Annotated in this window: 10 protein-coding genes, 1 tRNA gene and 1 pseudogene; 9 read left to right on the top strand and 3 right to left on the bottom strand. The window is 60.1% G+C overall.

The annotated features are described in order from the left end of the window. Window positions 1–115, top strand: a pseudogene (locus NBH12_RS10960) (IS30 family transposase); the annotation flags it as partial. A 76-nt stretch (window positions 116–191) separates the two neighbouring features. Here the strand turns inward: NBH12_RS10960 and NBH12_RS05590 are convergent. Then, window positions 192–1,265: a bile acid:sodium symporter family protein gene (locus NBH12_RS05590; RefSeq protein WP_080867876.1), complete on the bottom strand. Its 1,074-nt coding sequence runs from the start codon at window positions 1,263–1,265 to the stop codon at window positions 192–194. A gap of 261 nt (window positions 1,266–1,526) precedes the next feature. On the opposite strand from NBH12_RS05590, the gene NBH12_RS05585 reads away from it, so the two are divergent. Next, window positions 1,527–1,602 (top strand) — tRNA-His (locus NBH12_RS05585). Window positions 1,603–1,709: 107 nt separating this feature from the next. After that, window positions 1,710–2,735: a threonine aldolase family protein gene (locus tag NBH12_RS05580; RefSeq protein ID WP_014484006.1), complete on the top strand. Its 1,026-nt coding sequence runs from the start codon at window positions 1,710–1,712 to the stop codon at window positions 2,733–2,735. Between the two features lie 140 nt (window positions 2,736–2,875). Here NBH12_RS05580 and NBH12_RS05575 read toward each other — a convergent pair whose 3' ends face one another. Together NBH12_RS05575 and NBH12_RS05570 are read right to left on the bottom strand one after the other, a co-directional pair. Then, a complete protein-coding gene (locus NBH12_RS05575; protein ID WP_014484007.1) occupies window positions 2,876–4,036 on the bottom strand; it encodes a glycosyltransferase in 1,161 nt (386 codons plus the stop codon). Between the two features lie 116 nt (window positions 4,037–4,152). Next, window positions 4,153–5,403: a pyridoxal phosphate-dependent aminotransferase gene (locus NBH12_RS05570; RefSeq protein WP_174768108.1), complete on the bottom strand. Its 1,251-nt coding sequence runs from the start codon at window positions 5,401–5,403 to the stop codon at window positions 4,153–4,155. 499 nt (window positions 5,404–5,902) lie between these two features. On the opposite strand from NBH12_RS05570, the gene purT reads away from it, so the two are divergent. The 6 genes from purT to NBH12_RS05540 all read left to right on the top strand — a co-directional run bounded on the left by purT (window position 5,903) and on the right by NBH12_RS05540 (window position 15,454). Continuing rightward, complete coding sequence (gene purT / locus NBH12_RS05565; protein WP_015438575.1) at window positions 5,903–7,204, top strand: formate-dependent phosphoribosylglycinamide formyltransferase; 1,302 nt, start codon at window positions 5,903–5,905, stop codon at window positions 7,202–7,204. An 81-nt stretch (window positions 7,205–7,285) separates the two neighbouring features. Then, window positions 7,286–8,038, top strand: a complete 753-nt coding sequence (gene purC, locus NBH12_RS05560) for a phosphoribosylaminoimidazolesuccinocarboxamide synthase (protein ID WP_003828646.1) — start codon at window positions 7,286–7,288, stop codon at window positions 8,036–8,038. A 207-nt stretch (window positions 8,039–8,245) separates the two neighbouring features. Continuing rightward, complete coding sequence (locus NBH12_RS05555) at window positions 8,246–11,980, top strand: phosphoribosylformylglycinamidine synthase (protein ID WP_250819256.1); 3,735 nt, start codon at window positions 8,246–8,248, stop codon at window positions 11,978–11,980. 137 nt (window positions 11,981–12,117) lie between these two features. After that, entirely contained in the window at window positions 12,118–13,455 is a 1,338-nt protein-coding gene (locus tag NBH12_RS05550; protein WP_250819255.1) for an alpha/beta hydrolase, read from the top strand. After that, window positions 13,428–14,798, top strand: a complete 1,371-nt coding sequence (locus NBH12_RS05545; protein ID WP_052792333.1) for a hypothetical protein — start codon at window positions 13,428–13,430, stop codon at window positions 14,796–14,798. Before NBH12_RS05550 ends, NBH12_RS05545 begins: the two co-directional genes overlap by 28 nt. Beyond that, window positions 14,795–15,454: a DUF6320 domain-containing protein gene (locus tag NBH12_RS05540; RefSeq protein WP_003828635.1), complete on the top strand. Its 660-nt coding sequence runs from the start codon at window positions 14,795–14,797 to the stop codon at window positions 15,452–15,454. Before NBH12_RS05545 ends, NBH12_RS05540 begins: the two co-directional genes overlap by 4 nt. Window positions 15,455–15,514: the final 60 nt, after the last annotated feature.

Raw genomic sequence — 15,514 nt, 5'->3', positions numbered from 1 at the left:
CGACGAGATCAACAACCGCCCCATGCGCGTGCTCGGCTACCGCACGCCCGCCGAGGCGTTCGCCGACGAACTGTTAGAATTACAGGACCAACAAGGGTGTTGTACTTCTAAATAGACATCGGGAACGCCCAAAACAGTAATCGGGAGTAGGCGGGAGCGGTTATTGCGCAGTCGGTTTTCAGCTGAGAAAATCAGCCTTCGACCTTGGCATCAGCGGTTGCCTTCTTGTCAGCATCGAACGGGTGATCACCGGTCGCGACGTTCTTGGCAGAGCCCTTCTCGCCATTGTCGGAATCCCAGTGGATCTCGTGCTTGTCATCGTGGTTGCGCCACCAGCTGGACAGGATGGAACCAGAGATGTTGTGCCACACGGAGAAGAAGGTGGACGGCACGGCGGCAATCGGGTTGGAGGCAAAGGAGGTCAGAGCCAGGGTTGCACCCAGAGCGGAATCCTGCATGCCGACTTCGAAGGTGATGGCCTTCTGCTGTGCGTAGCGGAAGCCCTTCGGGTAGATCTTGTACATCAGCTTGGAGAAGCCGAAGCCCAGCGAGTAGCCGCACAGGTTGTGCAGGATGACCACCGGGATGGCCATCAGGGAGCTGGCCACGAACAACTTCGGGCCGTTGGCGGCAACGACCACGCCGATGATCAGCAGGATGGCCACCTGGGAGACGATCGGCAGGGCCACGGTAATCTTTTCGATCTTCTTGCCGAAGATCATGTGGCAGATCACACCGAGGGCGATCGGGAAGAGCACCACCTTGACGGCGTTGAGGAACAGGGACTCGACCGGCACGGACACGTACTGGGAGGCCAGCAGCTGCATCAGCAGCGGAATCATGAACGGAGCGCACAGGGTGGAAAGGATACCGATGGAGACATCGAGCGCCACGTCACCGCGGGAGAGGTAGCTCATCACGTTGGAGGAGGTACCGGACGGGCAGCAGCCAACCAGAATCACGCCGACGGCCAGCGGACCGGACAGGTGGAAGATGGCGCACAGGGCCACAGCGATAAGCGGCATGATGATGAAGTGGGCAATGGTACCGACGATGACCATCAGCGGCTGAGTGAGAATGCGCTTGAAGTCATCCAGCGTCAGCGTCAGGCCCATGCCGAACAACACAATACCCAGCATGTAACCGGTGTATGCCTTGCCCCACAGGCTGGCAGCCGGCACGAAGTAGTTGAATACGGCCCACACGATAACGATGGCGGTGAACCATTTGGTCAGCCAATCAGCGAAAGCCTTGACCTTCTCCATGATGTCTCTCTTCTATGTTTGGTGAAGTAACATCGCAAGAAACTAAACGGAATTGACCAAGAATGGACAATTCTGTTCGCATCGTGAACGCTCGCATGTCCACACCCAAGGCATGAGATGCAAAAGAACAATGCCTTCGACGGGCGAGAACGCGATGAGCCACAATCGCAACACACCGGCACGCACATTTTCCACAGGATTGTGTATAGTGTTCACCTGTTGTGCTAATTCAGCGCTTTGCGCGCCGAGTCAAACACCATGGTGGCCATAGCTCAGTTGGTAGAGCATCTGATTGTGGTTCAGAAGGTCGCGCGTTCGAGCCGCGTTGGCCACCCCAGCAAGACCCTTCCGTTCATGGAAGGGTCTTTTGTTTTTTCTGCGCACCCCCACGTTGTACACTCGGGGCTGTCCACTTCACCAAACCCAAGGACATAAAGGTCCATCATGCTGTCTTTTGAGAACGATTACTCCCGCGCTGCCCACCCTGCCGTACTGGAGGCCGTGGCCGAAGCCAACAATCATCTGTATTCGGGTTATGGCTCCGACGAGCTTACCGAACAGGCCAAGGCGAAGATTCGCGAGGCTTGCGGCCAGCCGGATGCGGACGTGTGGTTCCTGGTAGGTGGCACACAGACCAACCAGGTCGTCATCGATACCATCACACCGGCGTATGCAGGCGTGATCACGGTCGCATCCGGCCATCCGAACGTGCATGAGGCCGGCGCCATCGAGTTCTCCGGCCATAAGGTACTCACGATTCCCCACCACAACGGCAAGATGGATCCGGCCGAATTGGACGAATTCTGCAAGACCTTCTATGCGGACGGCAACTACGAGCACATGGTGTTCCCCGGTTCCGTATACGTCTCGCAAAGCACCGAATACGGCACCATCTACTCCAAGGCCGAATTGCAGGCCATTGCCGACGTGGCGCATACGTACGACATGCCGCTGTTCGTGGACGGCGCACGTCTTGGCTATGCACTGACCGTCACCGGCAGCGATATGACGCTGGAAGATATGGCAAACATCGCCGATGTGTTCTATATCGGCGGCACCAAGGTAGGTGCCCTGTTTGGCGAGGCTATTGTGTTCACCAAGCACAACACGCCGAAGCATTTCCTGACCCGTATCAAGCAGCATGGCGCGCTGCTGGCCAAGGGCTTCGTGCTGGGTGCGCAGTTCGATGCACTATTCACTGACGACTTGTACTTCAAGATCGCCCGCAATGCCAATGAGGCGGCCGACCGCATTCGTGAGGCACTGCACGCCAAGGGATACACGCTCACCTTCGAAGCACCGACCAATCAGATCTTCGTGACGATGGACCAGCCGACCATCGACCGGCTCGAACGTGACGTGAAACTTGGATTCACTGAAAAGGCTGATGATACGCATACCGTGATGCGCATCTGCACGAGCTGGGCCACCACGCCCGAAGAGGTCGACCAGCTTATTGAGTTGCTGTGACCGTTGAGCTCCAGGTCTCTCCCTCCGCCATCGCTTCGCGATGCCAGCTCCCTCGTCAGAGGGAGGTTTTTTAAGCTCGCTCTGACGAGGGAGCTGGCCGCCGAAGGCGGACTGAGGGAGAGACCCCGGTGAAAACGAACCTACTCCCCTATGGCTTCGCGTTCCATGTCCACGAACTTGTGAACCGAGGCTTCCACGGAATAGTGCGCCTTGGTGTATTCGGCGTACTTCTCACCCCATTCTGCACGCTCAACCTGATGTTCGATCCACCAATCGATACGCCGTGCCAGCATCGCCGCATTCTGCACCGGGAACAACGATTCGCCCAGCAGCGCAAACTGGCTGGCCGCCGATAATTCGGACGCGGCAATCACCGGTACCAAGCCGCAAGCCATCGCCTCAATTACACTCACCGATTCGATGTCGGCAATCGAACAGTGCACGAACAGATCGCCCGAACGCAGCAGATCCGGCATATCGGCATGCTTGTGAAAGCCGATGTCGGCCTTGCGTGCCAGCAAACGACCGGCACGGAACCTGAGATACTGTTTGAGCGGCCCGGTACCGGCGATGATGAGCTGAATGCCCCCAGCATGCTTCGACATCGAAACTGCCTTAATCAGCGTAATCTGATCTTTCTCGCTGGCGAGCCTGCCGGACGCAATAACGCGGAACGGTACCGGAGCGGACGCCTCAGGATCAACCGGCTTCTTGGGTGAGTAGACAGGCGAATAACCGTTGGAAATCACATGCAGTTTCGCCTTGTATCCGTGCGCGCGTAGCAAGCTGGCGGTCATCTCGGTGGGCACATGAATATGATCGATGCGCTTGTACAGCCAATGTTTGAATAACCAGTACAGGAAGCTGGAGATGCCGGGAATATGGCGTAACGGACCGGCGGAATACAGCACGTTTTCAGGCTGCAGATGGAATCCGGCAGTGACCGGAATACCCATTTGGTGGGCGACCTTTGCGGCACGACGGCCGAACTTGAACGGCATATAGACATGCACCACATCCACACCTTGGAACGCGGTGCGGAACAACGTGTCACTGGGCTCGGCGAACTGCATGAGCTGTTTAGCCGCCACCCAGGAAACGAGCGGAACCTTGTTCACTCGTGCGGGATATTCAGGGGCGCCAACACCTACGAGCCGCACATGATGCCCTTGTCTCTCCAATTCAGCAGCCCACTGCAAGGCCGAATTGGACGTGCCATTGCCCTGGCTGCCCACGGTATCCACCACCAGAGCGATGGTCAGCGGGCGGTCAATGCTCTTTTCAATCCCGTTTTCGCGCATTGCTTCATCGTAGCCGTCACATCTGGCGGCTGAGTCCGGACCAATAGGAAATGGTATGGCTCAGCGACGTTTGCCCAATAAGGTGACCTATCGTTGCCGCACTACAGGAATAGCAATCACTTGTCTTGCAGAGCCCTCGAAACCCGCGCTGCAGCCTGAAACAGATCAGCGGTGTGTTTGAGCAAACTGATACGCACCCAGCCTTCGCCTGCTTTGCCGAAGCACGAGCCCGGCATCAATGCGACACCCGCGGTCTTCAGCAACCAATCTACGAATGCCGAGGAATTATTTGCCAAGTCTGCCGAGCCATCCGCAACCCTAACCTCACTCACTGTGCCATCGTGCACGCCCGCGCTGCCCCACCGCTCAGGTACTTTGGCCCATGCGAACAGTCCACCTTGCGCTTCAGATACCGGCAGGCCGGCTTGGGTAAAACCGTCTCGCACCACTTCGAAGCGATGCTGGTATTGCACGGCGAGCGCCGCCACAGTGCTCTGATCGGATTCCAATGCCACTGCACCGGCCTGCTGGATGACGCTGGACGCCAGTACCGCGGTCTGCCTGTGCACGGCCTTGACCTCAGCCAACACTTCTGCATTCCCAGCCACAAATCCACCGCGCCAGCCGGCCACCATATACATTTTGGAGAGTGACCCAAGTTCCAGAGCCACATCAAGCGCACCGGGTGTCTCCAATAGGCTCAGCGAGCGCGTACTTCCGAATTCAAGCCCAGCATAGGCAAAATCATTAAGCACGATGAACCCATACTGCTGAGCTAGGCGTACAGCGGTTTCATACAGTTCCGGCGCGGCCACAGCGCCGGTCGGATTGTTGGGATAGTTGAGAATCAGCAGCTTCGCACGTTCCCACACAGCCGGATCAACAGCATCCAAATCAGGCAGGAAACCACGCGCCGGATCGGCGGGAATCGTCTCGAATCGACCTCCGGCAACCGCCGTGGAACCTTCATATTGCGGGTAATAAGGATTGACAGCAACAACCGTCTCGCCCGGATCGATAAGCGCCTGAATAACAGTGGCAATGCCTACTGACGAGCCGGAAGTCGCCAGCAGTTGAGTGGCCGGGTCCACGGAGACACCGTGCTTGCTCTCGTACCAACCGGCAATAGCATTCAGGTATTCCGGCAAACCATCAAATGACGGATAGCGAAACAGGGAAGGATCATGGGCGGCATGAGCGAGCGCATCCTGCACAAATGCAGGTGGCTGACCATCCGGATTGCCTTTGCTTAAGTCGATGACATCTTCGCCGGCGGCGATGGCTGCTGCAGCTCGGGCATCCGCCTCGGCAAAAGGATTGCCCGGCAACCCTGCTGCCCGCTGAGAAATCAAAGCCGCGTTCGACATCGGTATGCCGGCCTCCCCTGTATCCAGCCAGCGGCGTACTGGTTTTGGAACACCGCCGTCATCCCCAAAACGTTGGCCCGACCGTACTACAAACCTCATCGGCCGGTGATTGCTAAGGTACGGCAGCTCTGTTACGCGCGCAATGGCGTGTCTATACGCAGTATTTATGGCAGGTTACGGGCAGGACAACTTTTTTTTCAATGGCATGCGGTGCTGTATCGACCACTCTCAGGCTTCCCTCAGGCGGCCAAAGTTCCCATTATTCCTTGGGACGGTGAAACCTCCATGGGAATGTGCTTTCTGTCCTGAATCGCAACCCCATCATGTGGTAAACGTCACACCGTGCGGTAAAAAACGCACCGTGCGGTAACACGATTTTAGCAAACTGCGGAATTAAGCCATTTTGCATTACTGCACCGTGCGGATTTCACTGCACCGTGGGTCATTCACCGCACCGTGGAGCGCTCGCCTATTCCATGCAGCATGGCAGAATGTGGGTATGACTGAGAACGCCGTGAATACTGCCGTGACTTCCCCCTCCCCCGCAATTCCTGCCGTGAACCGCCCGCTCGGCACACCGCTGGGCAAACATCCCACCCGCGTGCTGTTTCTGGGTGCAGGCGAGCTAGGCAAGGAAGTGGCCATTGAGCTGATGCGGCTGGGCGCATGGGTGTGCGCAGCCGACTCCTATGCCGGTGCTCCAGCCCAGCAAGTGGCGCATGAATATCGCGTGCTGGATATGGCGAATGCCGCCGAGCTGCAGGTGTTGTTCGATGAAGTCAAGCCGGACATTATCGTGCCCGAAGTGGAGGCCATCGCCACCGACATGTTGGCCGGAGCTGCAGCTGCCGGTGCCCAAGTAGTGCCAAGTGCCGAGATTGCTGCGATCTGCATGGATCGCGAACGCCTACGCGTGCTGGCTCACGAGGAGCTGGGCTTGCCGACCACGCCGTATCGTTTCGCTGGTTCGTTGGAAGAGCTGCGCGCCGGGGCTTTGGAAGTTGGCTATCCATGCGTGGTCAAGCCGTTGATGAGCTCGTCTGGTCACGGTCAGTCGGTGGTACGTTCCGCCAATGCCATCGATGCCGCTTGGACCGAGGCTCAGGAAGGCCGCCGTGCCGCCGATGAAGGTGATGTGTCGCGAGTAATCGTGGAAGCGTTGGCCCCATTGGAACGTGAGTTGACGGTACTGACTGTTTCTTCGTCCGCCGGTATTGTGACATGCGCGCCGATTGGTCAGCGTCAGGAGTCCGGCGATTATCGCGAGTCTTGGCAGCCGGCCGCTGAGCCAGGCGGCGAATCTGAGCGGGCTCAAGACATTGCACGCACCGTCGTTGAAGGCTTGGTGGCCAAGGCACAGGCAGCCGGTGAAACCGGTTGGGGCGTGTTCGGCGTGGAACTGTTCGTGCTCACCGATGGTTCGATTCTGTTCAACGAGGTTTCTCCCCGCCCGCACGATACCGGCATGGTGACGATGGCTTCCCAGCGCCTGAGCGAGTTCGCGCTGCACGCTCGCGCGATTCTAGGTCTGCCGATTACTGCTGAGCATGTGGCACTTACAATTCCGAGCGGCTCGGTGGCTGCCAGCCACGCCATCGTGGTGGCCGGCGATGGCGAAGCCGAATTCACCGACGTGGCCGCCGCACTGGCCGAGCCCAGCACTGATCTGCGTATTTTCGCCAAGCCCGAAGTGCATGGCCACCGCCGCATGGCCGTGGCACTGGCCGTCGGCGAATCCGAAGCCGACGCCCGCGCCAAGGCCGCCCACGTGGCCGATGCGCTGACTATTACCGTGAAGTAATCCGTGAGTGTTGTTGTAGCCCTCGATTGGTACCCTTTTACCGTTAGTTCACCTAGAAATTTCACTCCTGAAAGGTGAGTCATGGAGAAGCTGGAAAAGCTCTACGAGGGCAAGGCCAAGCAACTGTACGCAACCGATGATCCCGAGGTTCTGTGGGTCGAATACAAGAATACCGCCACTGCTGGCGATGGTGAGAAGAAGGAAGACTTCACCGGCAAGGGCCGTCTGAACAACCTCATCACCACCATCATCTTCGACCTGCTCAAGAAGCGCGGCATCGACAGCCACCTCGTCAAGCGCGTGAATGACACCGGCCAGCTGGTACGCAAGGTGAACATGTTCCCGTTGGAGATCGTGCTGCGTAACGTGGCCGCCGGTCACTTCTGCTCCCGCTTGGGCGTGGAGGAAGGCCTGCCGCTCAAGGAGCCGGTGCTCGAGTACTTCCTGAAGAACGACGATCTGCATGATCCGTTCGTCAACGATGATGACCTCGTGGCCCTTGACGTGTGCACCCGTGAGGATCTGGCTGAGATCGCCCCGCTGGCTCGTAAGATCAACGAGGCCCTGATCGAGATCTTCGCCAAGATCGACGTCAAGCTGGTTGACTTCAAGATTGAGATGGGTCGCGCCACCGACGGCACGTTGCTGCTGGCCGACGAAATCACCCCGGATTCCTGCCGTCTGTGGGATCAGAAGGACCACTCCGGCAAGGTCGAGCACCTCGACAAGGACCTATTCCGCCGTGGTCTGGGCAGCATCATCCCGGCCTACGAGGAGATCGAGGAACGTCTGGCCGAGCTCGCCAAGTCCGAAGGCATCGAAGTCGCCGAGTAAGTCGTTTAGGTGCAGGTAGCAGAACATATAGCTGGCTCCTCTCTCTGAGGGGAGCTGTCGCCGATAGGCGACTGAGGGGAGGTCAAGACGTTCACCGCCATGACAACTCCCCTCAGTCAGCTTCGCTGACAGCTCCCCTCAGAGAGGGGAGCCAAGTTCTTTTACCGCACTTCTTCAATTTTTCAATAATTTCAAGAAAGGATTTCCATGGTTTTTCGCGTGTACGTGGAAAAGAAGCCCGGCTTTGATGTCGAAGCCCAGCAGCTTGCGGGCGAACTGCACACGATCCTCGGACTGACCGGCCTCAAGGCCCTGCGCATCGTGAACCGCTACGACGTCGAAGGCATCTCCCAGGAGCTGTTCGACCAGACCGTGCCCACCGTGTTCAGCGAGCCTCAGGTGGACAATGTGGCCTACGACCTGCCCGACTTCGCCGGCGCCAAGGTCTTCGCCACCGAGTTCCTGCCCGGCCAGTTCGACCAGCGCGCCGACTCCGCCGCCGAATGCATCCAGCTCATCTCCCAGGGCGAGCGCCCGACGGTCCGCTCCGCCAAGCTGTACGCGCTGGAAGGCGAACTGACCGACGCCGACGTGGACACCATCAAGCATTACGTGATCAACCCGGTCGAGGCCCGCGAGGCCAGCCTGGAGACCAAGGAAACCCTGAAGACCCAGGTGCCGGTGCCCGGCAAGGTCGAGACCATCGCCGGTTTCAACGAGATGGACGCCGAAGCCGGCCAGAAGTTCATCGACGAACGCGGCTTGGCCATGGATCTGGCCGACCTCGAATTCTGCCAGAAGTACTTCAGCGAGGAGGGCCGCGAGCCCACCATCACCGAAATCAAGGTGATCGACACCTACTGGTCCGACCATTGCCGTCACACCACGTTCGGCACCGAACTGGACGAAGTGGACATCGATGACGCCACCGTCAAGGCCGCCTTCCAGCGTTACCTCGACATGCGCCACGAGCTCGGCCGCGACGCCAAGCCCGTCTGCCTCATGGACATGGGTACCATCGGCGCCAAGTGGCTCAAGAAGAACGGCATCCTTACCGGTCTCGATGAGTCCGAGGAAATCAACGCCTGCACCGTCAAGGTCAAGGTTGATGTGAACGGCGAGAATCAGGACTGGCTGTTCCTGTTCAAGAACGAGACCCACAACCACCCCACCGAAATCGAGCCGTTCGGCGGCGCGGCCACCTGCATCGGCGGCTGCATTCGCGATCCTCTGTCTGGCCGTTCCTACGTGTATCAGGCGATGCGCGTCACCGGCGCCGCAGACCCGACCGTGCCGGTGTCCGAGACACTCGAGGGCAAGCTACCCCAGCGCAAGCTCGTGACCACCGCTGCCGCCGGCTACAGCTCCTATGGCAACCAGATCGGTCTGGCCACCGGCCAGGTCGATGAGATCTACCACCCCGGTTACGTGGCCAAGCGCATGGAGGTGGGTGCGGTCGTAGCCGCCACCCCGGCCGACCACGTGCGCCGCGAGACCCCGGCCCCCGGCGACAAGATCATCCTGCTGGGCGGTCGTACCGGTCGTGACGGTATCGGCGGTGCTACCGGTGCTTCCAAGGCTCACAATGTAGAGTCCTTGGAACTCGACGGCGCTGAGGTACAGAAGGGCAACGCTCCTGTGGAGCGCAAGCTGCAGCGTCTGTTCCGCCGTGGCGATGCCTGCCGTCTGATCAAGCGCTGCAACGACTTTGGCGCGGGCGGAGTGTCCGTGGCGGTCGGCGAGCTGGCTGACGGCCTGTTCGTGGACCTCAACACCGTGCCCAAGAAGTACGAGGGCCTGGACGGCACCGAACTGGCCATCTCCGAATCTCAGGAGCGTATGGCCGTGGACGTGGCCGCCGAGGACGTGGACGAGTTCCTCACCTACGCTCGCGAAGAGAACCTCGAAGCCACGGTGATTGCCAGTGTGACCGAGGATCCGCGCATGGTGATGACCTGGAACGGCGACGAAATCGTGAACCTGTCCCGTGAATTCCTGGCCTCCAACGGTGCCTCCAAGCACCAGACCGTGCACGTCGAAGCCCAGCAGGGCTACGAGACCCCGTGGGGCGAGGGCACGTTGGCCGAGCGCATGAACAAGATGGTCACCGATCTCAACGTGGCCTCCAACAAGGGTCTGTCGGAGCGCTTCGACTCCACCATCGGCGCGGGCACCGTGCTTATGCCGTTCGGCGGCAAGCGTCAGCTCACCCCGAACATGGCCATGGTCGCCAAGCTGCCGGTGTTCGGCGAGACCACCACCGCTTCGGCTATGGCGTGGGGCTTCAACCCATACATTATGTCCAAGAACCAGTTCACCGGTGCATACCTGTCTGTGGTCGAGTCGCTGGCCAAGCTGGTCGCGGCAGGCTTCGAGCATGAGAAGGCCTACCTGAGCTTCCAGGAGTACTTCGAGAAGCTGCGCGACGAGCCGGAACGCTGGGGCAAGCCGACGGCCGCCGTGCTCGGTGCGCTGATGGCCCAAGTTGATCTGGGCGCCGGTGCTATCGGCGGTAAGGACTCCATGTCCGGCTCGTTCGAGGATCTCGACGTGCCGCCAACGCTGATTTCCTTCGCCGTGGCCGTGGGCAACATGAAGCGCGCCACCTCCCCCGAGTTCAAGGGTGCCGACCACCGTATCGTGCGTATCGCACCGCGTTACCTGGCCGACGGCCTGACTCCGGACAAGGACGCGCTGCTTGAGGCATTCTCCGTGATCGAGGAGCTCACCGACTTCCACGATGCCTTGGCCGTCTCCACGCCGGGCTATGGCGCCACCGCCGAAGCCCTGTTCAAGATGACGCTCGGCAACCGCATTGGCGTGACCCTGAACGACAGCATCGCCGTGGATGACCTGTTCACCCCGGCATACGGCTCGTTCATCGTCGAGCTGGCAGACAACGCCAAGCTTCCGGCCGTCTCCAACCTGGTCGAAATCGGCGAAATCGGCACCACCACCTCTGAATACGCGTTCAAGGCCGCCGGTGAGACGCTGGACTTGAACGCCGTGCAGGAAGCTTGGGAGTCCGGCATCGAATCCGTGTTCCCATACCGCTCCAAGGGCGAGGATAAGGGCAAGACCGTCGAGACCATCGACTTCCACGCACCGAAGAAGACCGCGTACACAGGTTCTTCCGTTGCCAAGCCGCACGTGGTGATCCCGGTGTTCCCGGGCAACAACTGCGAGTACGATTCCGCCGCCGCCTTCGAGCGCGCCGGTGCCGACGTGACCACGCTGATTGTCAACAACCTGACGCCGGCCGCCGTCGCCGAATCCACGCAGGCACTGGTCAAGGAAATCAACAAGAGCCAGATCGTGATGATTCCGGGCGGCTTCTCCGGCGGCGATGAGCCGGACGGTTCCGCCAAGTTCATCACCGCGTTCTTCCGTGCGCCGGCCGTCACCGAGGCCGTGCGTGACCTGTTGAAGAACCGCGATGGCCTGATGCTCGGCATCTGCAATGGTTTCCAGGCGCTCGTCAAGCTGGGTCTGGTGCCGTACGGCGACATCGTGCCGATGACCGACACCTGCCCGACGCTGACCTTCAACACCATCGGCCGTCACCAGAGCCGACTGGTCCGCACGCGCGTGGCCTCCGACCTCTCCCCGTGGCTGGCCAAGACTTCGGTGGGCGACATCCACACCGTGGCCATCTCCCACGGCGAGGGCCGCTTTGTGGCCTCCGACGAGGTGCTCGCCCAGCTCAAGGCCAACGGCCAGATCGCCACGCAGTACGTGGACGAGACCGGCACCCCCGGCATGGATCTGGACGTGAACCCGAACGGCTCGCTGCTCGCCATCGAGGGCATCACCAGCCCGGACGGCCGCGTGTTCGGCAAGATGGGCCACTCGGAGCGTTCCGGCAACGGCCTGTACGTCAACGTGCCCGGCAACAAGTACCAGCCGATCTTCGAGGCCGGCGTGGAATACTTCGCCGCCTGATAATCGGCGCACATCGCGCCTGATACGGCACACAGGGAAGGAACTCTCGGGTTCCTTCCCTTTTTTGTTCATGCCGGTCATGGGCTAAGGTTGGGGTGTTCGCACTACCGAATCCGCCGCTGAAAGGACCTGTCGTCATGCCGATCAACGAGGCATTGTTCACCGCGATGAAGGCCGCCAGCTACATCAAGCCCAACGCGGGCAAGTCGTACAAATTGCAGCGCGTGGCGGAAGAGCTTATCGCCAAGCAGGCACCCGCCAATCCGAAATGCCGTGTCGAGGATATTTCGGCGCCTATGGCGGATGGATATGCCGTACCATTGCGAGTGTTCACGCCGCTGGTCGCCTATGGAGCGCCCCTGCCCGAAGCCCTGGAGGAATCTTCCGCCAATGACACGCCAGTGGCCTCGGCAATATCCGCGATTCTGCCCGCCGTATTACCCAAAGTCCTACCCAAAATACCCATCAAGGAAAGCACGTCGAGCGGCAACACCGGCAGCATTCCCGACGACTCCGGCACGGAAATCCCCGTGATTACGCCACATGGCACTATCCTGTTTTTCCACGGCGGAGGTTGGGCCACGGGCGGCATCAACCTGTACACGCAGGCTTGCGCGCATATGGCCGTGCGATTGCAGCGCCGTGTGATTGCGGTCGAGTACCGGCTGGCTCCTGAATACCGCTTCCCTACTGCCGTTGAGGATTGCTATGAGGCGGCCCGGCAGTTGTTTGCCGGGGAGTTGCCGATTTCTGGGGTGGGTGGAGGTTCTGCCGCTGATGGCCACCCCCAGTCGGCTTTGCCGACAGCCCCTGCCGGCGGGAGCGATATTCCTGCGGACCAGAGAGACATTCCCGCCAGCGGGGGCGATATGTCTGACCCCGCTCCCGATCCCGACAGCATCGTGCTGTTTGGCGACAGCGCGGGCGGCAATCTTGCGGCCGCCGTCTCGCTCATGGCCCGTGACCGCGGCGAGTTCATGCCGCGCACGCAGATGCTGCTTTACCCGGTAGTCGGCAACGACTACAATCCCGAGACCAGCCCGTTCGAATCGGTGCGGACCAACGGAACCGACTACATCCTCACCGCACAGGACATGGCCGATTACATCGACATGTACCGTTCGTCCGTGGCCGACCTGACCAATCCGTATTTCGCGCCGCTGACCGCGCACGACCTGAGCAATCAGCCGCGCACGCTGGTGTTGTCCGCCGAATACTGCCCGCTCAGAGACGAGGATGAAGCGTACGCCCGTCGCCTGCAATTGGTGAACGACAACGTCTCCTGTTACCGAATTCACGATGGCATCCACGGCTACCTGCTCAATACGTCGGCCGTGGGACTGGTGGCCACCACCTACCGAATCATCGAGCATTTCCTCGACGGCACACCGCTGGAACCAGCTCCCGGCACCGGCACCACCGCCAACGCACCGGAGGGAGGCTACGCGTGGCAAGACGTACTTGGTACCGACTAGACAACATCGGCAAGTTCTACTCCTCCCAGGCTGGCCGCTCCTCGCAGACCGTGTTCCGCTATTCGGCCGAGCTGGCGGACGACATCGATCCGGACATCCTGCAGCACGCGCTCGACCATGCCATCGCCCAGTTCCCGAGCTTCAACGTGCACCTGCTCAACGGCATGTTTTGGCATTACCTCGAACAGTCGGACGGCCGGCCGCTGGTGGAGCCGGAACATCTGCCGATATGCTCGCGGCTGCATTACGGACCCAAAAGCATGCTGTTCCGCGTAAGCTATTTCCGCAATCGTGTCAATCTCGAGGTCTCGCACATCATTTCGGACGGTCGCGGCGCCATCAACCTGTTCAAGTCACTGCTGCACGCCTACATCGCCGAGCGGTACGACGTGCCGGGCGTGCCTTCGGATTACGACGGTTCGGATAGCGACAAAGCCGAAAACAGCTTCGACAAATACTACGAGAAAGACAAGGCCGGCGCTGCGCCAGGCACGAAAATCTACCGGATGGCCGGCCCCATCGACCGGGCCGCGCCTACGTTCATGGAATACCACGTCAGCGCCAGCAAGGTGCTTGGTGCAGCGCATCAGTGCGGAGTGAGTCTCACCTCCTACCTCATCGCCGCGATACTGTGCGCGATTCGCGACGTCATGCCCTCGCGCGCCCGCAATCGCGCGATTCGCGTGGATATTCCGGTCGACTTGCGCGCCTTCTTCAGGTCGGAGACCGTGCGCAACTTCTACGGCATGACTTACGTGGCGTACACGCCGGCCGAAATCGAAGCCGATGAGGACTCCGCGAAAACTTCCGCAACAAGCCCAGACGCAGCCGGCGACGGCCAGCAGTCCGCCGCCCGCACCGCGCACGGCAACGGTATGGGTAGATTGCTGACCGATGAGCCGTTGGCCGACATCGCCCGCCAGGTGCAGGAGCAGCTCGGCCATGCCACCAGTCGCGAGCGCGTCGAATCGCATATGAACCGCATGATTGCGCTGGAAAAGAATCCGGTGCTGCGTCTCGCGCCCTCCCCTGCCAAGGACTGGGTGCTGGAGCTGGCCCGGTTCATCGCCGACCGCGAGACCACGACCACCGTCTCGAACCTTGGCCGAATCACCTTGGACGAACGACTCGCGCGTCATGTACGTTCGGTGAGCTTCCTCACCACACCGGCCAGCCTGAATTTCACGGTCTGCTCGTTCGGCGACGACCTGAGCATCGGCATCTCCACCATCTACCATGATCTGAACGTCATCAAGAATCTGTGTCGGATTCTCGCCGCGCAGGGCATCAGCGGCCGTATGAACATCGCTGGCGTGCATGTGGAGAAAGGAGCGTCGGCATGAAGCATTGCGATGCCTGCACCGTCGATTTCACCGGCGATATGGCCCGTTGCCCGCTCTGCCAGAACGAATTGCGCGGCGAGGCCTCCCCCGCTGCATTCCCCGCGCAGCAGATCTATCTGCGTCCGAGGCGTTTGGCGGTGGAAATCATCACGTTTGTAACCGGCGCGATTTTGCTGCTGCATGGATTCTTCAGCTATCTGTTTTCGTGGCCGATACCGATTGCCAGTGCATCGGCGGCCGCGCTGATCATCAGCGTGCTGTTCATCAATAGTGCGATTCTGCACGTGCCGCGGCCGCTTCGCCTCATGTTTCGATATTTCTATATCATGCTGGCGATTGCACTGGTCTGGTTTGTGGCGACGATGAATCATGTCGTCACCATGTTCGTCATACCGATCACGTGTCTGGTTTCGCTGGTCTTTGACGTGGTGCTGCTTATCGTGCTGCGAGCCAAGGCCATTGACGAGTATGCCAAGTATCTGGCGTTCGACATCGTCGCTGGTCTGCTGCCTCTGACGTTCATTCCGCTCGGCTGGGCTCCGTGGGATGTGCTGGTGATGGTCAGCGGGCTGGTCTCCCTGCTGGTGCTGCTCGGCCTGCTCGTCTTCGCCCGCCGCCAGCTCTTCTCGGAATTCGGCAAACAGTTCTCGGCGTAAGTTGACTGATATTGACGTTTAATAGTGATGGCCCACAGGAAGATTCCCTGTGGGCCATCA

The sequence above is a fragment of the Bifidobacterium sp. M3-N-101 genome (assembly GCF_023656805.1).
GTDB lineage: Bacteria > Actinomycetota > Actinomycetes > Actinomycetales > Bifidobacteriaceae > Bifidobacterium > Bifidobacterium breve.
This window is presented reverse-complemented; position numbering and strand designations above follow the sequence as displayed.